Below are 22,336 nucleotides of genomic sequence, written 5' to 3'. Positions count from 1 at the left end.
CACGCCACCCGTTGCCGTGGCCTCTACCGCCGCCGGTACACCGAGCGGTGCAGCTGGTCCTTGGCCGGGCCGGTGGTGCGCCAGCGCAGATGCCATTCGTCCCGGGAGACGACGGTGAACGTCCCCTCATAGAGGTCGTCGGCGCACGGGTGGCGGACGTTCCAGCGGCCCGTGCGCAGATCCAGGGAGTGAAAGAAGCGGCCGTCGGTGAAGGTCACCTCGGCGGTACCGTCCGGCCCGGGGTACAGCCGGAGCGTCCGGCCCGCCCGGTTGACGGTGCCGTTCCAGGTCAGTTCGCCGTCCTCGACGTGCAGGACGTACGCGGGGTCGCCGGACGCCCGGAACGCGGCCGTGCCGCGGAACGCCCCCTCGGTACCGGTGGCCAGATCGAGGAGCGTACGGTCGACCGCCCACTGCCCGCCCAGATAGGCCACCGCATCGGGAACGGGATGCGGGGCCGGGGCCCCGGCGGGGAGTGGATCGTGGGCGGTGGAACTCATGACCGCATTATCGCCCGGCGCCGCGCGCCACCGGTGAGCGGCCATCGGTACGGGGCCCGGCCCCTTAGGCGCCCTGCGGCAGGTCCAACGCCGAGTCCGTGTGCAGCGTGATGTGCACCGGCACGAAGCTGGTGGCATCGGCCGCCGGTTCCCCGGTGCCGGGATTACGGGCATAGCGCGGATGGGCGCCCCCGCTGATCTGCAGCCGTATGCGGTGACCGGCGGCGAAGCGGTACGCGGTGGAGCTCATCGCCACGGTGACGTCCGAGGCAACCTGACCGGTGGACCGCAGCCGGGTCAGCCCGTCGCAGACATTGGTGGAACGGCCTTGTGCGTCGACGTCGCAAAGGCGGGCGAAGACATCGGCGTATCCGGTGTCCGTCGAGATCCGCAGTTGCGCGGTGACCGGTCCGAGGACATCCATCGGCTCGGTCAGCGGCGGGCCGGTGAAGGTCAGGACGTCCTCCCGTGCCTCCAGGGCCCTGTTGTCGCGGGGACCGGCACCGCGGGAGAGCAGGGGCCCGCCCACGGAAGGGGTGGGATCGGCCGGGTCGTAGCGGAAGGTCGTCAGCGGTGTGGAGTCCGTAGGCGGCTGCCGGGTGAGATGCCCGTCCGGGGTGGGGAACCAGGAAACCGTGCCCGGGGACTGCGGCCATTCGGCGAGGTCCCGCCAGGTCTCCCCGCCGCCGACGTGCACGCGCACTCCGGTGGCGCGCAGGCCGGAAGGGTCGTCGCACAGGTGCGCGCGCAGCCATGCGAGGCTCTCGGTGAACACCTCGGGCCAGCCCTTCTGGAGCGCGGAGGTATGGGTCCAGGGGCCGACGAGCAGGGCCGTCTCGCACCCGGCCCGACGCAGTCGGCCGTACTGCTCGAGGGTCTGGTCGAGCAGTACGTCGTGCCACCCGGTGATCAAAGCGGTGGGCACGGCCAGTCGCTCGGCTGCCTCTCCCATGGACGTGCCGCGCCAGTACGGATCGTCGGCGTCGGTGTTGGTCATCGCCTCGTCCAGCCACGGCACTTCACCGAGGGCGGACGCGTGGGCCCCGCGCAGCGGCTGCGCGGTGGTGATCTCGCGCAGGCGGCGCTGCAGGCGCAGGGTCGCCTTCAGCATGGGTGCCATCCCCTGGTGCTGGAACGTCATACCGGCGCCGGAGACGAGGACGTTCTCCAGGTTGAGCGCACCGCCCGCGTGGAAATAGGCATGGGGATCGTGCATACCGACCTGTACCACCATCGCCTTGAGCTCCGGTGGCGGATCCTGGGCGAGGGCCCACTGCGTATAGCCCAGGTAGCTGGGGCCGATGGTGCCCAGGGTTCCGTTGAACCAGGGCTGCGCACGCAGCCAGGACACCGTGGCCCGGCCGTCGGCGGCCTGGTTGCGCCACAGGCTGAACTCGCCGCCCGAACCGCCGGTGCCGCGGCAGCTCTGCAGGACCACGTGGAAGCCCTGTTCGGCGAAGAGCACGCCGTACAGGGGTGACCACGGCAGGCCCCTGCCGTAAGGGGAGCGCACGACAAGGGTGGGGAAGTCGCCCTCGGTGCGGGGGAAGTAGTGGTCCGTGACCAAGGGACTGCCGTCGGCGGCCGGTACCACGAGCCCGGGCTCCCACCCGATGTCGTGCTGTTTCGCCGGAAGGCCGCGCCACGTCGCCCTCATCATCCGCGAGCTCAACGGCGGCTTCCCCGTCGGTGCGGTCCAGGCGGGCTTCGACACGACGTCGTGCGCGTGTGTGGGCATGTGGATTCTCCTCCGTCATTCCCGTACGTTGTACGAGAATAGCGGATGCTTGGATGGCCTCCGCAACCCCCGGCGATCGGGAGAGGGAAGAGAAGAACATGACCCGTCGTGATGGGACCGGCGCCACCGGCATCGATCCCCAGCAGCTCTGGCTGAGCCCCGGCCGGCCCGGCAGGGGCCGCAAGCCCACCTTCAGCCGTGAGGCGATCACGTCCGCGGCCGTCGCCCTGGCGGATGCCGAGGGGCTGGAGGCGGTCACCATGCGCAAAGTCGCCTCCGAGGTCGGGGCCGGCGTCATGTCGCTCTACAGCTACGCCCCCGACAAGGAGACGCTGCTGGAGCTGATGGTCGATCACGTCAGTGGCGAACTCCCGGTGACGGATCCCCTCACCGGCGACTGGCGCACCGACCTGAAGGCCATCGGGCATCTCCAGCGCGCCCTCATGCTCCGCCATCCCTGGCTCCCCGCCGCGCTGTCCACCCGCCGAACGCTCGGCCCCAACACGCTGGCGTTCCTGGAGCGCGCGCTCGCCGCCCTGCGGCCCACCGGGCTGGACGGCACCGCGAAGCTGGAGATCTTCAGCCAGCTCACCGGCTTCGTCACCGGACACGTCGGCTTCGAGATCGCTCAGTCCGCGGCCGCGGACCAGCCCGACCGGGCCGCGGCCGAAGCCCGCTACCTCGCCACCGTCGCCGCCGACGGACACCACCCGGAGCTCGCCGAAGCCCTCTCCGCACCCGGGCGCCCCACGGCCCCCGAAGCCACCTTCACCCGCTTCCTCGACCGCTTGATCGACGGCCTCGACGCCTCCCGATGACGCTGTCCGCTCGCCGTGTTCACGCCGGAGCGGACAAGGGCCGTGGGCTGTCGGGGCGGTAGAGCCGGGCGAACTGACCGGCGGCGTCGCGGAGAAGCACGCGCGCCCCGGGCCGGCCCCGGTGGGCGCGCGCGGCCGCGTCCCTCACGGAGCACCTTCAGGGGCAGGCCGCACGACGCCGCCGGACCGGCCTACCGCTCGGCGACCGGCCGGTAGGTGCACACATTCACGCCCGTACCGCTGGTGACCGTGGAGACCAGCTCGAACGCGCGCAGCACACCGTCGTCGGGGAAGATGGTCTTTCCACCGCCGAGGATCACCGGCTCGACCATGAGCCGGAGCTCGTCGACCAGACCCTCGCTCAGGAGGGCGCGCACGAGCGTGGGGCTCCCCATGACCAACAGGTCGCCGTCGTCCCTCGCGCGCAGCTCCCTGATGCGGGCGACGGCCTCGTCGCCGGGAATGCGTGTGGTGTTGTCCCACGTCAGCGTGTCGTCGCCCAGCGTCCGGGACACGACGTACTTCGGAATGGCGTTCATCCGGTCGGCGAACGGGTCACCGGCTCGCCCGGGCCAGGCCGCGGCCATCGTCTGCCACGTCCGACGCCCGAACAGCAGCGCCCCGGCCTTGGCCAGCGCGTCGTCGAAGACGCCGCCCATCACCTCCGGATCGAAGAACGGGTGCGACCAGCCGCCATGGGCGAAGCCACCGTCCGTGTCCTCCTTGGGCCCGCCCGGTGCCTGCACGACGCCGTCCAGGCTCATGAACTCCGTGACCACGATGCGCACGGGACTCGCTCCTCATCCTCGTCCGGAGGCACGGCACGCTCGCCCGGGCCACAGCACGGGCACCGTCGCACCACTCGGCCCGCCGCCGGCCCACCGGCCGGTCCACCCCGGCCGGTTCACCGCCACGATCCGTCTTCGGATCCGACCCTAGCCGAGCGGCCGGGAGCAACGCGGTATGACGTGACCGCGCGCGATTCCCGGCGCGGGACGCCACCGTCGGAGCTCCTCACGCGGCCCGGGACCTGCTATGCGTGCTGCACCGCGTGCACCAGTCCGGCGACGAGGTTCGCCCGCTCGGCCATGGCGTCGATCACCAGGAACTCGTGGTCGGCGTGGGCACCACCCCCGACCGCTCCCAGGCCGTCGAGTGTCGGCACGCCCAGGGCGGCCGTGAAGTTGCCGTCGCTGCCGCCGCCGACTGCCTTGCCTTCGAGGCCGGGAAGCAGGCGCCGTGCCACGGCGAAGAGCTCGACCGAAGCCGACTCGGGCATCGGGGGCCGGCTGATGGATCCCCGAACCGTGATCGTCGCCTCATCGAGATGCGGAGCCAGTGCCGCGAACGCGGATTCGATGCGCTCCTTCTCGTCGGCCGACTCGACCCGGACGTCGACGACAACGGTCGCCGCCGCGGGAACGACATTGTCCAGGGTCCCGGCGGACGCGACGGTCGGGGTCACCGTCGTGCCGACATCGGGCCGGCCGAGCGCCGCGATGTCCAGTACCTGGTGTGAAGCTTCGATCAGGGCGTTGACCCCGGCCGCGGGCTCAAGGCCCGCGTGCGAGGCCCGGCCCGCGATGGAGACGTGGAACGTGCCGCAGCCTTTGCGGCCGGTCTTCACGCCTCCGCCGTCAGCGGCGCCCTCGACCACCAGCACGGCGCCGCAGGCAAGGGCTCGTTCTTCGATGAGAGCGCGAGAAGAACGGGAGCCGACCTCCTCGTCGGCGGTCACCAGGATCTCGACGCCCGACGGGTCATCGAGCGTCGCCAGGCCGTGCACGGCCTGCACCAGACCGCCGAGCATGTCAAAGACCCCGGGGCCGGTCGCATGCCCGTCCGCGACCATGAACGGGCGGCGTTCCAGGGTGCCGAGCGGGAACACCGTGTCGTGGTGACCGAGGAGCAGGACTTTGGGTTCACCACCGGCGGACCAGTGGACGTGCGGTCCCGCTTCGCTCTCCACGAGGGTGGCCCGCCCGCCGAGACGGTTCTCGATGACAGCGGCGACAGCCTTGGCCGATGCCGCCAAGGCCTCGGGGTCGCGCGACGGGGACTCGATTTCGACGAGTGTCCTGAGGTCGTCGAGCATCGCGTCAACGCTCACGTCGACGGTCTTGTGCTTGGTCACGTCGCCAGGGTACTCGTGGGCCGTGGCGGAGTGGAGTACACCACGACCGGGGCCCGTTGACCGGGAAGCGCTCGTACCACCGGCCGAGGGGCCCTCGCGCGTTCAGTACCGGGACTCGGCCCGACCGGCCTTCACAGCGAGGTGAGCGGCTCGGCCCGGTAGGCCCGGTGAAGCAGTTCCAGGAAGGACGGTGCCTCAGGTAGGGGCACCGAGCCGATCCGGTGCACCGCCACCCCCGGCGTCCACGAGTTCATGACCACAGCCCCGGCCAACGCCGGCAGGTCGGCGCGCGTGACTTCCTGGACGCGTTGGGGGACGCCGAGACGGTCCAGCTGCCGGCGGACGATGCCCATGGTCGTCCCGCCCAGCATGTCGGCCTCGGGCCACACCACCGCGGCGCCGTCCCAGAAGGCCAGATTCCAGATCGTCCCCTCGCTGAGCCGGCCCCGGCGGTCGACGAAGGCGGCGTCGTCGAAGCCCTGCCCGACGGCCTGCCGGAGGAAGTACGTCTTGGCCACCTCCCCGACGTGCTTCACGGCGGGGAGGACCCGTTCGTACTCGACCGTCGCCAGTGCCAGCGGTCCCTGGGGGCCGGACGCGGCCGGGCCGGTGCGGACCAGCACCTCCGGCTGCGCACCGGCCTCACCCGCGGTGAACTCTCCCGTCGGCGAGTAGACGGTGGCCGTCAGCGAGACGTCGGCCGGACCGTCCTCCAGCGCGGCCCGCAGGAAGGCCCGCACCTGATCGTCGGGCCGTGCCTGACCGAACAACTCCACCGAGGCCGACCGCAATCGCTCCAGGTGGAGATCGAGGCCCCTGCCCCGGCCCCCACGCACCTGCATGGCCGTGAAGTGGGCGTAGCCCGCGAAGGCGAGCGGCGCCAACTCCTCGGTGGTCGCCGCCCGGCCGTTACGTTGCACAACAAAAGAGGTCACGCTGTCGCTCCGCGGTAGGAATCGAGAGGAGGCAGGAACAGGCCGCCCGGGCACGGTCCGCGTGCACGGAATGTTTGCTCCTGGGGCGACGTTAAGGCTTCACACCAATGGGAAGGTCAACCTCGGACGGGGTGGAATACGTGCTGATCGGGGAGTTGTCCCGGCGAACCGGGGTCAGGCCGCGGATGCTGCGGTACTACGAAGAGCAGGGACTGCTCGACGCCAGTCGTGGTGCGAACGGTTACCGCGACTACGACGAGGAATCCGTGGTCACCGTGCGGCAGGTGCGCGCCCTGCTGAATGCCGGGCTGTCCACCGAGGTGATTCGTTCGGTGTTGCCGTGCGCCCGGGGCGAGCGGCCGGAGCTCGACATGTGCGTGGACCTGCGAGCCGTCCTGGGACGGGAGCTGGCGGCCACGGACGAACGTATCGACGAGCTCCGACGGAGCCGCGACGCCCTGGCCGGCTACCTGACGTAGTCCGGAGTCGGTGCCGCGTTCATTCCTCACGGCAGCAGGGGTGTGCTACTTACCGCCGTCGGCCTCCGCGAGCGTGTGGGCGACGAGGGCGCTCGCGTGGCCGTGCCCCAGGCCGTGCTCGGCCTTGAGCCAGCCGACCAGCTCCATGTGCTTGGTCAGGGGCGAAGTGCGGATGAGGTTCTTCCACTCGGCTATCGGCCTGCCGTACTTCTTCTCGATCGACGGAAAGTAGCTGGCGGGACCCTTCACGTTTTCAGTCATGGCCGCAGTCTGCCACCGACCACTGACATCCGGCCCTGCGCTGAGCCCCCTTCAGGTACCCGGGCGTGCGAGGGGGGAACGGAGGTGGTGCAGGATGACTTCTCGCGCCGGCCCACCTCACGGCCCGGCGCGTGTTCGAACCGTCGGGACAGGCAGGGACTACAAGGTGACGAAACATCACTCCGGGCTCACGGCAGCGAGCGACCCCGTCGCTCCGCTCCACGGAACGGAGGGCGCACGCCGATGAACCGGGCTCTGACACTGCACGACGTCATCGCCGCGGGCATCGCGGTGGCCGCCGGCCTGGCCCTGGCGCTCGTGCTGCGGGTCATCCTGCGCTGGCTCGGCGAACGGGCCCGCAGGACCCGATGGACCGGGGACGACATCATCGTCGACGTGCTGCGCACACTGGTCCCCTGGTCCGCGGTGGCCGCGGGCGTGGCGGCGGCAGCGGCCGCCCTCCCGCTGACCCGGCAGGTCGGACACATCGTCAGCCAGACGCTGACGGCCCTCGTCATGCTGACCGCGACGCTCACCGCCGCCCGAGTGATCAGCGGGCTGGCGCGGTCCGTGGCGCAGTCGAGATCCGGCGTGGCCGGATCGGCCACGATATTCGTCAACATCACCCGCGTCGTGGTCCTGGCGATGGGCTTCCTCATCATCCTGGAAACCCTCGGCGTGTCCATCGCCCCACTGCTCACCGCCCTCGGCGTGGGCGGCCTGGCGATCGCCCTCGCGCTGCGGGACACGCTGGCCAACCTCTTCGCGGGCGTCCACATCCTCGTCTCGAAGACGGTCCAGCCCGGCGACTACATCCGGCTCAGCAGTGGCGAGGAGGGCTACGTCCGCGACATCAACTGGCGTAACACCGTGGTGGAGGATCTCTCCAACAACCTGGTCATCATCCCGAACGCCCAGCTCGCTGGCACGAACATGACCAACTTCAGCCGGCCCGAACAGCAGCTGACCGTCACGGTGCAGGTGGGCGTCGGCTACGACAGCGACCTGGAGCACGTCGAACGGGTCACCAACGAGGTCGTCGACGGCGTGATGAAGGACATCACCGGAGCCGTGTCCGACCACGAGGCTGCCGTCCGGTTCCACACCTTCGGGGACTCCCGTATCGGCTTCACCGTCATCCTCGGGGTCGGCGAGTACAGCGACAAGTACCGCATCAAGCACGAGTTCATCAAGCGCCTGCACCAGCGGTACCGCAGCGAGGGCATCCGGATCCCCGCTCCGGCACGAACCGTCTCCCTGGAGCAGAGCGGGGAGGCCGTGATCCCGCATCCCCGCCCGTCTCTGGACGCCGCCCCGGGCCGCCTCGGTACCACGGCCTGACCGTCTCAGCGTCCATGGTGCTGCGCCGACAGGAGCCTCAGCGTCTCGATCAGTGTGCGCACGGCGAAGCCCGTGCCGCCATGCGGCACCTCGTCGTACGGAGTCTCGTCGTTGTACGCGGGTGCCGCGATGTCGAGATGCGCCCAGGGAGTCCCGGGGGTGATGAAGTCCTGGAGGAACAAGGCGGCCTGAACCGTGTCGCCGTGCCGGTGGGAGCAGTTCACGCGGTCGGCCACCGTGGAGCGCAGATGCCGGCGTTCATGAGCGAGGAGCGGCAGTCGGCAGAGCGATTCACCCGCCCGGCGCGCCGCCGTCAGGATCGTGTCGGCGAGCGAGCCGTCGGGGGAGAAGAGGGCCCCGGTCCGGGTACCGAGCGCATGGACCGCGGCCGAGGTGAGGGTGGCCACGTCGATCACGAGATCGACGCGGCCGGGCCCGGGGCGGGTGGCGCGCACGAGGACGTCGGCCAGGATCACACGCCCCTCGTTGTCGGTGTTGGTGATCTCGGTGGTCGTCCCGTCGAGGTGCCGTACGACGTCACCCACGCGCAGAGCCCCGCCGCCCGGCATGTTCTCCGCCAGCGGCAGGTACCCACGGACCTGTATGGGAAGACCCAGCCGGGGCAGGGCGGCGAACACCCCGACGACCGCGGCCGCACCGCCCATGTCGGCCTTCATCGCGTGCATCTCGCCCGGCGGCTTCAGGGACAGTCCGCCGGAATCGAAGGTGACGCCCTTGCCGACCAGACCGACCGTGAGAGCGGGCGGCCCGGCCGGTGGCGTGTAGTCCACCTCCACGTATCCCGCTGACGCGTGGGAGCCCCGGCTGACGGCGGCCAGGCCGGCGAGCCCCAGATCCGTCAGAGCCTGCCCCTCATGCAGCGTGCAGGACAGCCCGACGGTATCCGCCAGGTGCTGGACGCGGTGGGCGAACGCCGTGGGCGTCAGGGCGTCGGCCGGGCAGTTGACGAGGTCGCGGGCCAAGCAGGTGCCGTCGCAGACGGCCAGCGCCTCGGCGACGGCACCGTGCTCGGACGTCGCCACGGTCACTTCGCGCAGAGGGCTCGCCGACTTCTGCGACCGGAAGTCGTCGTAACGGTACAGACCGAGCACGGCCCCCTCCGTGACGGCGCGGGCCCGGTCGGCGGCCGGGACGCCACTGTCGTCCGGCAGGGCGAGATCGAGTCGGAGCGTGCGCGCCGGGCCCGCCGCGCGCACCGCTGCCACGGCCGCACGGCGGAAGGCGCCGGCCGTGGCTGAGCGGGCCGGGCCCAGGCCGACGTTGAGGACGATCGAGCGGCCGTCGGGGGACGGTTCGGCGACCACCTGACCCAGTCGGGCCGTAAACCCACGGCGTCGGCAGAATGAGCTCGCGGACGCCCCCGTATGCCAGGGCCGGGCGGTGACGTCCGCCGGTGTGCCGGCGTCACCGGCCGCAACGCGGACCACGGTCAGACGCGTTCGTACGCCGTGCCGGACCTGTTCCTGGTCAGCAGCCCCTCATCCACGAGGGCGCGGCGCAAACTCACCCAGTCGTCGAGCCATTCGCCGCAGATCGCGTTGACTTTCGCCTCGCTGTAGGCCACACCGGGCTCGAACGAGTCGGTCACCACGGTCAGCACACGATGGCGTACCTCCGCGTTGCCGGGGATGGAGGTCAGCCGGCCGCGCCGGAAGTAGGACCCCGCGCCGTCGCCGTCGCCCCGGCCGGAGATTTTGACCTCCGCTTGGACCGCCAGCCGGAAGGTGTCGTCCAGCAGTCTGTAGGTGTGCTTCTCACTGTCGTAGGCGGCGATCCGCCCGTCCGTCAGCTTCCGCAGCGCCGCGGCGGCGGCCGGCGGACGGAGTTTCGCCAGGTCGGCGACTTCCGCGACGGAGGTCGCCCCGAGCGCGAGGGCCGCATAAGCGGCGCGCCGGTCGCTTTGCGCGAGGATGCCGACCAGGTCTCGACAGGAGGGCGGATGGTCCTCAGCGGGAGCCGTGTTCATGATGTCCATCTTCCGGTTGTCGTTCGGGGCGCCGAGGCCGTCGGCTGCGTGGCCCAGGTCCAATGCCACGATCCACGTGAAACGGGCTCACGTGCCACGCATCCGCTGCCACAGATCCACAGGTCCACTACAAGTACCGCGATCCCAGGCTTCGGTGAAAGCGTTATCCAGCGAAGCGGCACATTTCAGCCTGTCCGCCGGGACAGGGGTGGAGCGCCGAGCGTCAGTGGTATGGGGGTGCGGGCCAGCCGGGGTGTGCCCTTGGTGGGTGGGGTGCGGTAGGCGGAGGGTTTCTCGCGTACCGCGAGGGCGATGATCTTTGTGCCTTCGGTGTAGACCCACCGGTTGCGCTGCCAGTTGTGCAGTGTGGTGAGGGCTTGGTCCCAGCGTTCCCCTGTCCACTCTTGCCCCTGAAGATCGCGGTGCCGGGTTCCGCCGATGACGGCGCGGAAGAGCCGGGCGTCGTCGCCGCGGAGGACGACTTCGCGTGGGGGGAGTCCGGGGCGGTGGTCGTGGAGGGCGACGGAGTCGAAGCCGAGGCGGTAGGTGAAGCTCGCCTTGTCGTGGTGGGTCCGCCACAGTCGTACGCGGGCTGCCAGGCGTCGCCGGATGTCGGTGTTGCGGCTGTCGTCGGTGAAGTCGCCCTCGAAGTGGTAGGCGATGTCCCACAGATCTTCCGGTGACAGACCGGCGTACACGTACTGATAGCCCGGCAGCGGGCGAGACAGCACAAGACCGTACGACTCGGGATGCTCCACATACGGACTGAAGCGGTCGAAGTGCACGGTCAGAATGTCATTGTCCGGTGGTTCCAGATGGCTGAGCGACGGCAGCAGCTCGATCTGGGTCAGCATCGACTCGGGTGTCTCGTTCGGGTAGCCGGTAAGAATATTCCATACGGGCAGGACGCCGTATTCGGCGCAGCCGAGGAGGAAGCGTACGTTCTGGAAAGCGGTTGCGCCCTTCTTCAGCAGGCGGAGCCCTTCGGTGCTCAGGCTCTCGATTCCCGGCTGGACGGAACGGACTCCGGCGCGGCGCATGCCCCTGATGTCCGCCCATTCCATGTTCGCTTTGACTTCGAAGAACAGGGAGTGGTCGGTGTTGAGTTTCTCGACCAGGGGGAGGGCTGTGTCGAGGTATTTGAGGTCGAGGATGTTGTCGACGGCGAAGAAGTCGAGGACGCCGTAGCGGTCCATCATGTACCGGAGTTCGTCGGCGACCGCGTCGGGGTGTTTGCTGCGGTATTTCATGGTGGCGCCGTTGAGGCCGCAGAAGGTGCAGTGGGTCTTCGCTCCCCACCAGCAGCCCCGGGAGAATTCGACGGGGAGGGTGATGTCGGGCTCCAGTTTGTGCAGCCCGGCGGCCCGTAACTGTTCGAAGAACCCGTCGTAATTGGGCATCGGCACCTGGAGGGACTCCTCCGGCGCGCGCCCGGCCTCCTGTCCTTGCGGGGGCGCGGTCCGGGTGATCAGCCGGCCCTGGGAGCGAACCGGCTCACCTGCCTGGACCTGGCGCAGCAGTGCGACGAAGGCGTCCTCGCCGGGGCCGTCCACCACGGCGTCGACGGCGGGGTAGTTGGCCAGCAGTGCCCGGCCCATCGGACCCTCGCAGTTGCTGCCTCCCAGCACGATGACGCCTGTGTATCCACCGGACCGCAACCGTTCGGCCACCGCCAACGTCGGCCCGTTCTGACTGAAGGTGCTGGTGAATCCGATGATGTCGGAGGCAGAGGCCAAGAGCGCCGCGGCCGTCTCCTCCACGTGCCGGTCGGCCACCTCGCGCAACGCTTCGATCAAGGAGATCGCTGCCTCATCGATTCCGCCGGCACGCAACTCGGCGAAATACGCGTCGCGTCGCGTGGTGTCCACGTGCCGGCAGGCGAAGATCCAGTCCCCGACCGCCAGATGGTAGAGCTTCTCGGACACCATCTCATAGGCATCCGCCCATGCGTTCCGGCTCAGTCCCAGCATCCGCTGGGCAAGGCCGTAGAAATCGAGATAGGCGTAATGCGCGTCGACGTGCCATCCCTCGGCCTCGGCCACCGACCGCAACGTGCCCACCTGAATCGACGGACGCAGCACGTTGTTCCACGGCATCGCGACGAGCGTCACTCGCCCGGGGCCGCTCATGGCGCCCTCACCAGACCAGCCTCAGGTCGTAGGCGTTGCGGAGGAACGGCGGTTCCCCGGTGTCCTGCCCCGGCGGCAGTCCGTAGTGGGGGATGAGCTCGTGCCACTCCTCCAGGGCCGTGAGGATCTGCGCCCGCGCGAAAGCCGCGCCGAGGCATTGATGCGGACCGGTGCCGAAAGCGATGTGCGGGTTCGCCTCCCGGTCGAAGTCGATCCGTTCCGGATGGGGGAACACCTCGGGGTCGTAATTCGCGAGGGCCAGGGGCAACAGCACCGGCTGTCCCCGCTCGGCGATGCCGCCGACGCCGTCATCGGCGGCCATCCGCCCCGGATACATGCACGAATTGGCCCGCAGGAACTCCTCCACGGCCGCCGATCTGATACCCCGTTCGGCCAGGAACCGTGCCCTGGCCTCCTCGTGACACGCGAGATGCTGGATGGCGTTGGCCATGTGGTTCACCGTGGAGTCGACCCCGGCCAGGAAGAGCACACACAGCAGCGAGGCCCGGTCGTCATCGGTCACGGGGGAGCCGCCGATCTCCCAGTCGAAGCTGGCCGTGGTGAGATCGTCGGCGGGCTCGGCCCGCCGGAGCTCGATGTGCCGGCGGGCGTACTTCTCCAGCGCCGGGAGGCCGAGATCGGCATAGGCCGCCTCACGGGGGTCCGGCGCGGACCGCGAGTCGATCATGGCCCGGTCGATGGCCAGCAGATGGTCGAGCCCGTCCAGGGGCCAGCCCACGGCGGTCATCAGATTCTCCAGCACATACGGTCGGGCGAAGTCCTCGTTGAACGACACATCGCCCCGACCGACGAAGTCTTCGATCCGGCGCCGGGCGTTGCGGCGGATCCGCGGAGTCAGCTCGCGTATCCGCTGCGGGGTGAACCATCCGGCCAGCCGGCGACGCCACTCGGTGTGCTCGCTGCCCTCGACGGTCAGCGGGACCCAGCGTTCCTCCTCGGCGCCCTCGGCCGCGCTGACCCGTCCGACGGTGAACGCGTCCTCGTCCTTGAACGCCTCGCAGATACCCTCATAGGTGGTCAGTACCCAGAACCCCGGCCCCCGGCTGCTGTAGAAGGCACCCCCGTGAGCGTGCTCCGCCGCCACCCTCCGGTACTCCGAAGGGCCGTTGAAGAAGTCGAACTCCACGGGGCCCCTGTCCGACGGACCCGGGGCTCCGGGACAACGGTCAGCCTGCACGAGCGGTCTCCTTAGTCAGTCGGTCGCCGGCCACCGGCGGATCGAGATCACCCCGCGCCCAGGCGGAGGCGTCGAGCCCCGCCACCGCGAGGCGCAGGCTCCAGAGCCGGTCGAGGTCGTCACCGTCGAGAAAAACACCGTCCACCAGCAGAGCGTCGGGCCGGGCCAGGGCGGCGGCCTTGCCGTCGGGAGGCTGCCGGTAGAAGACGAGATTCGCGCCGCGGGCACCCGGCTCCCCACGCCACCCCATGACCTCGTACGCGTTGGTGGTCATCGCGCCGAGAAGGGTGGCGAAGTCCAGTCCGGACCGGGAGAGCTCGGCGACCTCCTTGTGGTAGGAGGGCCCCGCGAGGACGAACGGGTTTCCGCAGTCGGTTCCCACCAGCAGCCTGGCGCCCTCGTCGGCCAGCTCCCGGGTGATGCCGCCGAGCCGGTCGATCAGGCCGCTGCGCCGCTGCGCCTCGGCGGGGTCGAGCCGCAGCGCGTCCCGGGCCGTGGCCTGCCACGACCGCCTGCGGCTCGGCGTCGCCGCCTGCAGCGCCGTCCTCGACGGGCGGGTGAAACGGCGCTCCCCGCTCCGCGCCCGCCAGGCGACCAACGTCGGGCACACGAAGCAGCCCGCCGCACCCGCCCCGACGCCCCGGCGCCCCTGCCGACCGCGCCCCAGCGCGTCGGCCAGGGCATCCCAGCGATGGGACGGCGGCAGCCGGAACACATTGGGCACGATGCCGTAGAGGTGCTCGATCGACCTCATGGTCCGGTACGCCACGTCGATCGGCACCGACTCCGGTACGTGCCCCACGACGGGAATGCCCGCCCGTTCCGCCTCCCGCGCCAGGAAGTCGAACACCGGTCGCTCGAGGTCGTCGTACACCTTGATGCCGTCGAAGCCGAACGCCAGCACGTCCTCCACGACCTGCCGGACCGCCCGCTCACCGTCCACGACGGTGGCCGCGTGAGGGATACGGGAAGCCGGGCCGTCAACGACGCCGGCCGTGACCCACGGCCGGGGCAGGACGGCGTGCCGGGCCCGGTGCACGCCCGCCGAGTAGAGATGCGCGGGCTCCCCCCACATCTGCCGGTAGGCGGTCACTCCGTGGACCAGGAGGCCGACGAGGTCGGACACCGACGAGACGTGCGCGTGGGCGTCGACGAAGCCCGGAACGACGTACCAGTCGCACGGCGCGTCCCGGCCGCCGACGGGCGGCGTCGGACCCCAGCCGACGATTCTCCCGTCGACGACCTCCAGATCCCGCGGTGCCGCCGCCTCGCCGGTGACCGCGTCGATCCACGCGACCGCGCGGAAGACATGGGTGCGGCTACGGTCCGCCAGCTCCTGCAAGGCGGTGACCAGCCGGTCGCCGTCCGGCAGCAGACCCCTACGGTGACGCCACATGGCGTCCTCGGGCCCGGTCATCCTGCCCCCGTCCCGGCCGCACGGGCACTGTCGGGCGCCGCCTCCAGCAGCCCCGCCACGCGGTGCCCGACCTCCGCGAGACGGGCGGCCGCCTGCACCCGTGTCGGGCTGTCGACGAGCCACAGCCGGGCGCCGAGCCGCTTCTCCCCGGCGTGGAAAGTCGCCATGTCGGCATCGCCCGCCGCCGTGATCAGCACCAGGTCCTGATCCGGGTGGCCGCGCTCGGTCCGCCGGTGGGAGCCGTGGAGCAAGCCCCGGGTCGCCGCCCCGAGCTGGCCCCCGTCGACCCGGCCGCATGCCTCGACCATCCACGCGGGCGCGCCCTTCGCGGTGAAGTGGTCCCGCAGATACGTGTGGCCCCCCGGGCCTTCGACCGCCCGTGCCTCTTCCTCGACGGCGTCCGCGGGGATCTCCACCTCCTCGCCGTGCGCGCAGAACGAAATCGCCCGTACCACCCGGGTGTCGGCCCCCGCGACCTGCAAGGCGATCCGTCCCCCGAAGTAGAGGCCGAAGACGATGTACCGTTCGCGGCCGAAGCGGTCGAGGACCGCGCGGACGTCCTCGACGTAGCGGTCGAGAGCGTGCCCCGCGGCAGTGCCGACATGGCTGCTCGCCCCACGGCCCCGCAGGTCGACGGCGACGACAGGAGCGTCCGGGAGCCCGTCGAGGAATCCCGAGTCACCCCAGACGCGGCTGTCCATGGCCACGCCGTGCACCAGGACGAGCGTCTCGCCGGATCCGGGCCTGCTGATCCCGCGGATCACCGTGCCGTCCGCGGAGGAGACGGCAAAGGCATCCCATCCGCTGTGGCCGTTACCGCTGCGCACTCTCTCCCCTTAGCTCGAGGGCCCGCCCCAACTCGTCCCGCATGCCGTCGCGCAGGGCCAGCACCAGTCCGCGCTTGCCTTCCAGATGGATCCAACCGCGCTTGGCCCACGTGCGCAGCGTCTCGTGCACCTGCTCCTCCGTCGTTCCCGTCATCTCGCTGACCTGACCGACCGCCTGCATGAGGCGTCCGCCGTGGACGAGGGAGCGGAACAGCTGGTCGTCTCCTGCCCTCAGCACATACCGACCGGTGCCCACATGCGGGCGGTAATCGTGCAGGACGGTGACTTCCGGCCCGAACCGGAAGGAGAAGCGGGACTGCCCGTGCAGCTTCTTCCACAGTCCGACGCGCGCGCCCAGCCGACGGCGCAGGGCGAGCATCTCCGCGTCGTCCGCCTGCCGGACCGTCTGCTCGTGCTCGAAGGAGTAGGCGAGCGCACTCCGGTCGACATCTCGGCCGGAGTGGATGTACTGGTACTTCTTCTCGGGCCCGCGCAGCGCGATGCCGAAGTCGTCGGGCTTCTCGAAGTACGGGCTGTAGCGGTCGACCCGCACCTTGCTGACCGTCGACGGCGGCGCCAGGTGGGTGATGAAGGGAATCAGCCGGAGCTGCTCCTCCAGCATGCCGGGCGACTCCTCGGGCATCGCCGAGAGCAGATTCCACTGGGCGTCGATGCCCAGCTCCTGGCAGATCACGAGGAAGCGCAGATTGTGCAGGCTCGTCGCGCCCTTGCGCAGCAGCTTCAACGCACCGCTGCTGAGGCTCTCGATCCCCGGCTGCACCATGGTGACGCCAGCCGCCCGCATTTCGCCCAGCTCTTTGGGGCCCAGGTTCGCCTTCACTTCGAAGAACGTGGTGATGTCGACCTCCGCGTCGGCGAGCGCCGACAGGCCGTTGTCGTTCCTGGCGAGAATCGTGTCGACGGCGTACGTGTCGAACACGCCGTGCCTTTCCGTCAGCGTCCGGAGGGTTTCGGTGAGCTGCCGGCCCGGCTTGCTGCGGTAGACCATGCCGCTGCCGTTCTCGCCGCAGAACGTGCACTGCATCTTCTCGCCCCACCAGCAACCCCGGGACATCTGGAACGGCAGCGCCACCTGCGGGGTGATCAGCTCGCTCCACGGCAGGGCGCGCAACCGCTCGAAGTACCCGTCATACCGGGGCACGGGGGCCGACGTGGCCGGCTGGACCGTCGGCAGGGAGACCCGCAGGGCCCCCTCGTGCCGCAGGACCAACCCCGGGGCGGCCGTCAGGTCAGCCACGCTTCCGGCGGCGGACACAGCTGCCACCGCCCCTTCGCCCTCACCTTGCACCACGGCGTCGACGAACGGATAGGCGTGCATCACGGCCTGACCCATGGGGCGGTCGCAGTTCGCCCCGCCGAGCAGCACCAGCCGGTCGGGCGCACGGTCCTTGATGGCTTTTCCGACGGCCAGGGCGGGCACCAACTGGCTGAACGACGTGGTGAATCCGAAACAGTCGGCCCCCGTGGCGACCAGCCGGCCGGCGAGCTCCGCGGCGAACCGGGGAGCCACCTCCCGGAGGCCGAGCACACGGGTCACCAGCTCCTCGGCCACCCCGTGCTCGCGCAGGAACGCCGCGTACTCGGCACGGGCGGCCTCCTCGCCCTGGGCACCGGAGGCCGCGAGGGCGCCACCGAAGATCCAGTCACCGACGCCGAGCCCGTACAGCTCCTCACCGATCGTGTCGTACACGGTGACGAACTCCTCCGGGGAGCACCCCAGCGACCCGACGGCGAATTCGAACCAGTCCAGGTACGCGTACACCGGTGTGATCGGATCGCCATGCCCTTCCGAGGCCAGTGCCGCGAGGGTGGCGACCTGGATCGACGGCCGGTAGAGGTTGTTCCACGGCGGCGCGACCAGGACGAGCTTCACTTCGCTTCACTCCTCCGGGACGGCAGCCGCTCGCCCAGCCGTCCGGTCGGCAGCACCGGGTAGCCCGCGCGTGCCTTGTCCAGCATCTCCAGACCAGGGGCGACGACATCGACGACGGTGACGGCGCCGGGCCGGGTCAGGACGCGGTAGTGGAGATCGACACCCACTTTCCGCAGCCGGTCGACGAGATGCCGCAGCAGTTCCTCGGGCGTCGCGGTGGCGGGCAGCCCGTCGTCCGGACGGAACGGCTGTTTCTCGTGCGGCAGCCGGTGGACGTCGAAGCGGGCGGCGGCCAGGTGACGGGGATAGCGGGCCAGTGCGGTGGTGATCTGCCGCGCCTCCCGGTCCGCGTCGACAGGTCCGTGCTCGAACATGGTGCGGACCTGGAGATACTCCAGGAGCGCCCGTTGTACCGCGTAGGTCTGTACGGGCGACGCGCCGCTGCCGATCAGCCGGACGTCCTCCCGGCTCTCGGCATCGCAGACCACGTAGGCGGGCACACCGGTGTCGCAGTCGATGGAGACGATGAGAGCCCGGACTCCGGTCACCGCCTCGACCGTGCCGACCAGTTCCTTCAGCTCGGAGGTCAGGGTGTCGTGGTCGATGACCCGCAAGCCCGGGCCGCCGTCGGCCAGACCGAAGTACGACCGGGCGAGCTGCAGCGACCAGGCGTCCCGTTCGATCAGTTCGTTGACCGCGTGGACGAGCGCCTCGTGGAGCGTGGCCCCGGCCGCGTAGCCGGCGCTGGAGGTGTAGTGCCAGAGTGACGTGAACGCTCCGCCATCGGAGGGGTGCGGCCAGTTCCGGTATCCGCCGTCGCGGAGGAACACCGGCTGACGGTGCGGGGCCGCTCCTGCCGGCGTCTCTTCCAGCGCGGCGGCCACCGGCCGGTACTCACGGGTGAGGAAGGGCGAGTCGGCCGCGATGGCGCCGAGGCGCTGGAGCAGCGCGGACCGCCGCGCCGTGGGCTGCCGGGCGATCTCGCCCCCGCGGAGGAAGACCGACTCCGAGGCGCGGGGGTCGCGCCGCCAGTCGAGGTGGTAGTGCTCGGCGCTCTCGAAGAGCGCGCTGGCCATGCTGCGGTGCCCCAGTCCTTTGCCGGAGCTGCGCGAGCACAGCACCCCGTCGGCGTCCTCCAACCGCACCTCGTACGTGGGTGCGGAGTCGATTCCGTACTTGCGGATGTCGGCCGTGAGCCGCTCCGAGGCGAGCCAGTCGCCGACGGCGCCCAGGGCCTCTCCGATGGGGGTCTCACGCTCGGGTGGGACGTCATCCTTGAGCGTTCCGTCCAGAAGGGCAACAGTCAGCAGGTCGTTCTCGGCGGGACGGGTCAAGGATCTTCCTCACTTCCCCCGTGTCGAACACGGGTATGCCTGCACGGACAAGGCCCAGGAGCGGCTGCGGATCCGACACCACATGTGCGAAGTAGAGGCGGGTCCTCGCGATGTCCGGGCCCGAGATGTCTACGGCGCCGGAATCGGCCCATGCCGCGATGCCGTTGGCTGCCAGCTCTTCGAGGGGAGAGGGGCACGGCCGGTCGTCGGGCGGCGCGTCATAGGTGCTCAGATCGAAGTCCAAGGTGACGCAGCGTTTCAGCGGAGGCCATCTTTCGAAGCGGCGCAGGAAGAACCGCTCGGCTGACACGGCGGTCGGGTTCGACCGCCAGAGCGTCTCGGCCTGGGCGAGTTCAAGCAGCGCGCGGTCGGTGGCCTCGGCGCGTGTGGTGCCGCAGCCCAGTCCAGTGGCCGGCATCAGCCGACCGCCGCCCCTCGACACGGCGAGGACGGTCGGTGTCCGGGTGGCGCCTTCGAGAAGCAGCCTCAGCACCGGGGGTCCGCTGTCCTCCCGGTCGCCGGACGCGTGATGCGGTGAATGCGTCAGATTCCGGTAGAGGAAGGCGCCGTAGTTCAGCAGCTCGGTCAGCTCGAACAGGGCGCCTTGCAGGGCCGCGGAGGGGGACGGCCCGACAGCCCAGCCGACCGTGCTGGACAGCCGGGCTGCCTGCGCGGTGAGCTTCGCCGACCGCAGTTCACGGCCGGCGAGCCAGGGCGACGACCAGAAAAGGGGTACCCGCCGCGGTCGTTCTCCCGTCAGCGACCGGTAGTGGCGCGCCGAGCAGCCTTCGGGCGCGGTGCGTACCCCGTCGGGCCGACGGGCGGGATCCTCATCCCGGCCCGCCGTCGTCGTCGGTGGACGGGCGACCAGGGCGAAGGGGGTGCACGCCAGGAGCCGTTCCACGGCTTCGGACAGCGCCTTCTTCCGTGCGACGGCCTCGGTCGCCGCGGTGCCGTAGCCCTCGGCCGATGTGGTGCCCGATACCGGATGCACCGTGCACCGCACCGTCACCGTTCGATCCGATCGAAACGATGCGTAGGCGACCTCGCGCAGGGCGCAGTCCACCGCCGATGCCTTGAGCATGGTCCCCTTCTTCCCGGCGAACCCGTCTCACCGACTTCATGCCCGGTGTCTGGTCAGAACCCGGACCTCAGGTGGTCGGGTCGGTGTCGGACCAGGCACCCCACGACTCGAGCTCCTCCATCTCGAGGGCGCTCAGTTCCGCGTTGTTGGGATCGTCGTTGAGGAAGTCCGCCGTCATGCAGTCGAATACGACTACGGGTCCCATTGCTGTGATCCTTTCGTCTGTTTGCCGGTCGGTCTGGTGACGTCCTGCGCGGTGCCCCGCCGCGGTGAGAGCGACCTCCCTACTGTCGGACGGTGAGCGTGAGTGGTATGGGGGTGCGGGCCAGCCGGGGGGTGCCCTTGGCGGGTGGGGTGCGGTAGGCGGAGGGTTTCTCGCGTACCGCGAGGGCGATGATCTTTGTGCCTTCGGTGTAGACCCACCGGTTGCGCTGCCAGTTGTGCAGTGTGGTGAGGGCTTGGTCCCAGCGTTCCCCTGTCCACTCTTGCCCCTGAAGATCGCGGTGCCGGGTTCCGCCGATGACGGCGCGGAAGAGCCGGGCGTCGTCGCCGCGGAGGACGACTTCGCGTGGGGGGAGTCCGGGGCGGTGGTCGTGGAGGGCGACGGAGTCGAAGCCGAGGCGGTAGGTGAAGCTCGCCCGGTCGTGGTGGGTCCGCCACAGTCGTACGCGGGCTGCCAGGCGTCGCCGGATGTCGGTGTTGCGGCTGTCGTCGGTGAAGTCGCCCTCGAAGTGGTAGGCGATGTCCCACAGATCTTCCGGTGACAGACCGGCGTAGACATATTGGTAGCCCGGGAGCGGGCGTGACAGCGCGAGGCCGTACGACTCGGGATTTTCCACGTACGGACTGAAACGGTCGAACCGGATCAGGGTGATATGTGGCGGCGTCAAGTGTGTCAGCGAAGCGACGAGGTCGAGTTGCGCGGTAATCGATTCGGGTGTCTCGTTCGGGTAGCCGGTGAGAATGTTCCAGTCCGCCCGGACGCCGTATTCGGCGCAGCCGAGGAGGAAGCGTACGTTCTGGAAAGCGGTTGCGCCCTTCTTCAGCAGGCGGAGCCCTTCGGTGCTCAGGCTCTCGATTCCCGGCTGGACGGAACGGACTCCGGCGCGGCGCATGCCCCTGATGTCCGCCCATTCCATGTTCGCTTTGACTTCGAAGAACAGGGAGTGGTCGGTGTTGAGTTTCTCGACCAGGGGGAGGGCTGTGTCGAGGTATTTGAGGTCGAGGATGTTGTCGACGGCGAAGAAGTCGAGGACGCCGTAGCGGTCCATCATGTACCGGAGTTCGTCGGCGACCGCGTCGGGGTGTTTGCTGCGGTATTTCATGGTGGCGCCGTTGAGGCCGCAGAAGGTGCAGTGGGTCTTCGCTCCCCACCAGCAGCCCCGGGAGAATTCGACGGGGAGGGTGATGTCGGGCTCCAGTTTGTGCAGCCCGGCGGCCCGTAACTGTTCGAAGAACCCGTCGTAATTGGGCATCGGCACCTGGAGGGACTCCTCCGGCGCGCGCCCGGCCTCCTGTCCTTGCGGGGGCGCGGTCCGGGTGATCAGCCGGCCCTGGGAGCGAACCGGCTCACCTGCCTGGACCTGGCGCAGCAGTGCGACGAAGGCGTCCTCGCCGGGGCCGTCCACCACGGCGTCGACGGCGGGGTAGTTGGCCAGCAGTGCCCGGCCCATCGGACCCTCGCAGTTGCTGCCTCCCAGCACGATGACGCCTGTGTATCCACCGGACCGCAACCGTTCGGCCACCGCCAACGTCGGCCCGTTCTGACTGAACATCGAAGTGAATCCGATGACGTCGGGTCCGGAAGCCAGCAGGGCAGCGGACGTTTCCTGAACGTGCCGGTCGGCCACCTCACGCAATGCGTCGATCAGGGAGATGGCCGCTTCGTCGACGCGCCTGGCACGCAACTCGGCGAAATACGCGTCACGCCGCGCGGAATCTCCGCTCCGGCAGGCGAAGATCCAGTCGCCGACCGCCAGATGGTAGAGCTTCTCGGACACCAGCTCGTAAGCATCCGCCCACTCGTCCTGCGTCAATCCCAGCATCCGCTGGGCAAGGCCATAGAAATCGAGATAGGCGTAATGCGCGTCGACGTGCCATCCCTCGGCCTCGGCCACCGACCGCAACGTGCCCACCTGAATCGACGGACGCAGCACGCTGTTCCACGGCATTGACACCAGAGCGGTGCTTCCCACATCGGGCACGGAACCACCTCTCTCCGGACCGGAGTTGCGAAGACCTCATCCAGAGTGGTTCTACG

General features: G+C 69.9%; 20 protein-coding genes. 3 read left to right on the top strand and 17 right to left on the bottom strand.

Features of this window, described 5'->3' with window-relative positions:
• Positions 1-23 precede the first annotated feature (23 nt).
• Together JO379_RS00490 and JO379_RS00485 are read right to left on the bottom strand one after the other, a co-directional pair.
• A complete protein-coding gene (locus JO379_RS00490) occupies positions 24-500 on the bottom strand; it encodes a DUF6314 family protein (RefSeq protein WP_209513237.1) in 477 nt (158 codons plus the stop codon).
• A gap of 64 nt (positions 501-564) precedes the next feature.
• Positions 565-2,157 (bottom strand): CocE/NonD family hydrolase, encoded by a 1,593-nt coding sequence (locus JO379_RS00485; protein WP_209518388.1) that lies wholly within the window; start codon positions 2,155-2,157, stop codon positions 565-567.
• Between the two features lie 179 nt (positions 2,158-2,336).
• Here JO379_RS00485 and JO379_RS00480 point away from each other — a divergent pair, with 179 nt between their 5' ends.
• Positions 2,337-3,056 (top strand): TetR/AcrR family transcriptional regulator, encoded by a 720-nt coding sequence (locus JO379_RS00480; protein ID WP_209513236.1) that lies wholly within the window; start codon positions 2,337-2,339, stop codon positions 3,054-3,056.
• A 191-nt stretch (positions 3,057-3,247) separates the two neighbouring features.
• Here JO379_RS00480 and JO379_RS00475 read toward each other — a convergent pair whose 3' ends face one another.
• The 3 genes from JO379_RS00475 to JO379_RS00465 form a co-directional block, all read right to left on the bottom strand.
• Positions 3,248-3,844: a dihydrofolate reductase family protein gene (locus JO379_RS00475; RefSeq protein ID WP_209513235.1), complete on the bottom strand. Its 597-nt coding sequence runs from the start codon at positions 3,842-3,844 to the stop codon at positions 3,248-3,250.
• Between the two features lie 245 nt (positions 3,845-4,089).
• Positions 4,090-5,151 carry a M20/M25/M40 family metallo-hydrolase gene (locus JO379_RS00470; RefSeq protein WP_209518386.1) on the bottom strand — a complete coding sequence of 354 codons (1,062 nt, stop codon included), beginning with the start codon at positions 5,149-5,151 and terminating at the stop codon, positions 4,090-4,092.
• Between the two features lie 170 nt (positions 5,152-5,321).
• Positions 5,322-6,125, bottom strand: a complete 804-nt coding sequence (locus tag JO379_RS00465) for an aminotransferase class IV family protein (RefSeq protein WP_209513234.1) — start codon at positions 6,123-6,125, stop codon at positions 5,322-5,324.
• Positions 6,126-6,265: 140 nt separating this feature from the next.
• On the opposite strand from JO379_RS00465, the gene JO379_RS00460 reads away from it, so the two are divergent.
• On the top strand, positions 6,266-6,604 hold the full coding sequence (locus JO379_RS00460; protein ID WP_209518384.1) for a MerR family transcriptional regulator: 339 nt from the start codon (positions 6,266-6,268) through the stop codon (positions 6,602-6,604).
• Between the two features lie 45 nt (positions 6,605-6,649).
• Here the strand turns inward: JO379_RS00460 and JO379_RS00455 are convergent, their stop codons facing one another.
• The gene (locus tag JO379_RS00455; RefSeq protein ID WP_209513233.1) at positions 6,650-6,865 is read right to left on the bottom strand and encodes a DUF4287 domain-containing protein; all 216 of its coding nucleotides are present in this window, start codon (positions 6,863-6,865) and stop codon (positions 6,650-6,652) included.
• Positions 6,866-7,108: 243 nt separating this feature from the next.
• Here JO379_RS00455 and JO379_RS00450 point away from each other — a divergent pair, with 243 nt between their 5' ends.
• Positions 7,109-8,206 carry a mechanosensitive ion channel family protein gene (locus tag JO379_RS00450; RefSeq protein ID WP_209513232.1) on the top strand — a complete coding sequence of 366 codons (1,098 nt, stop codon included), beginning with the start codon at positions 7,109-7,111 and terminating at the stop codon, positions 8,204-8,206.
• Positions 8,207-8,211: 5 nt separating this feature from the next.
• On the opposite strand, the gene JO379_RS00445 is transcribed toward JO379_RS00450, so the two are convergent.
• The 11 genes from JO379_RS00445 to JO379_RS00395 form a co-directional block, all read right to left on the bottom strand.
• The gene (locus JO379_RS00445; RefSeq protein ID WP_209513231.1) at positions 8,212-9,654 is read right to left on the bottom strand and encodes a leucyl aminopeptidase family protein; all 1,443 of its coding nucleotides are present in this window, start codon (positions 9,652-9,654) and stop codon (positions 8,212-8,214) included.
• Between the two features lie 2 nt (positions 9,655-9,656).
• Positions 9,657-10,193: a DUF2087 domain-containing protein gene (locus JO379_RS00440; protein ID WP_209518382.1), complete on the bottom strand. Its 537-nt coding sequence runs from the start codon at positions 10,191-10,193 to the stop codon at positions 9,657-9,659.
• A gap of 185 nt (positions 10,194-10,378) precedes the next feature.
• Positions 10,379-12,322: a RiPP maturation radical SAM C-methyltransferase gene (locus tag JO379_RS00435; RefSeq protein WP_245381319.1), complete on the bottom strand. Its 1,944-nt coding sequence runs from the start codon at positions 12,320-12,322 to the stop codon at positions 10,379-10,381.
• 7 nt (positions 12,323-12,329) lie between these two features.
• Positions 12,330-13,469 (bottom strand): cytochrome P450, encoded by a 1,140-nt coding sequence (locus JO379_RS33820; protein ID WP_209513230.1) that lies wholly within the window; start codon positions 13,467-13,469, stop codon positions 12,330-12,332.
• Positions 13,470-13,509: 40 nt separating this feature from the next.
• Positions 13,510-14,937 carry an amidohydrolase family protein gene (locus tag JO379_RS00425; protein WP_209513229.1) on the bottom strand — a complete coding sequence of 476 codons (1,428 nt, stop codon included), beginning with the start codon at positions 14,935-14,937 and terminating at the stop codon, positions 13,510-13,512.
• Positions 14,934-15,764: an alpha/beta fold hydrolase gene (locus JO379_RS00420; RefSeq protein ID WP_209513228.1), complete on the bottom strand. Its 831-nt coding sequence runs from the start codon at positions 15,762-15,764 to the stop codon at positions 14,934-14,936. The genes JO379_RS00425 and JO379_RS00420 overlap by 4 nt, the downstream gene beginning before the upstream one ends.
• The gene (locus tag JO379_RS00415; RefSeq protein ID WP_209513227.1) at positions 15,751-17,658 is read right to left on the bottom strand and encodes a RiPP maturation radical SAM C-methyltransferase; all 1,908 of its coding nucleotides are present in this window, start codon (positions 17,656-17,658) and stop codon (positions 15,751-15,753) included. Before JO379_RS00415 ends, JO379_RS00420 begins: the two co-directional genes overlap by 14 nt.
• Positions 17,655-18,992, bottom strand: coding sequence for a YcaO-like family protein (locus tag JO379_RS00410; RefSeq protein WP_209513226.1), 1,338 nt, complete (start codon positions 18,990-18,992; stop codon positions 17,655-17,657). The genes JO379_RS00415 and JO379_RS00410 overlap by 4 nt, the downstream gene beginning before the upstream one ends.
• Complete coding sequence (locus JO379_RS00405) at positions 18,928-20,076, bottom strand: YcaO-like family protein (RefSeq protein WP_209513225.1); 1,149 nt, start codon at positions 20,074-20,076, stop codon at positions 18,928-18,930. The genes JO379_RS00410 and JO379_RS00405 overlap by 65 nt, the downstream gene beginning before the upstream one ends.
• Positions 20,077-20,143: 67 nt before the next feature.
• Positions 20,144-20,281, bottom strand: a complete 138-nt coding sequence (botA, locus tag JO379_RS00400) for a bottromycin family RiPP peptide (protein ID WP_209513224.1) — start codon at positions 20,279-20,281, stop codon at positions 20,144-20,146.
• Between the two features lie 79 nt (positions 20,282-20,360).
• Positions 20,361-22,247, bottom strand: a complete 1,887-nt coding sequence (locus tag JO379_RS00395) for a RiPP maturation radical SAM C-methyltransferase (protein WP_209518377.1) — start codon at positions 22,245-22,247, stop codon at positions 20,361-20,363.
• Positions 22,248-22,336: the final 89 nt, after the last annotated feature.

It is taken from the genome of Streptomyces syringium, from assembly GCF_017876625.1.
Lineage (GTDB): Bacteria > Actinomycetota > Actinomycetes > Streptomycetales > Streptomycetaceae > Streptomyces > Streptomyces syringius.
Note: the sequence above shows the minus strand (reverse complement) of the source record. Positions and strands in the feature narration are given on the sequence as shown.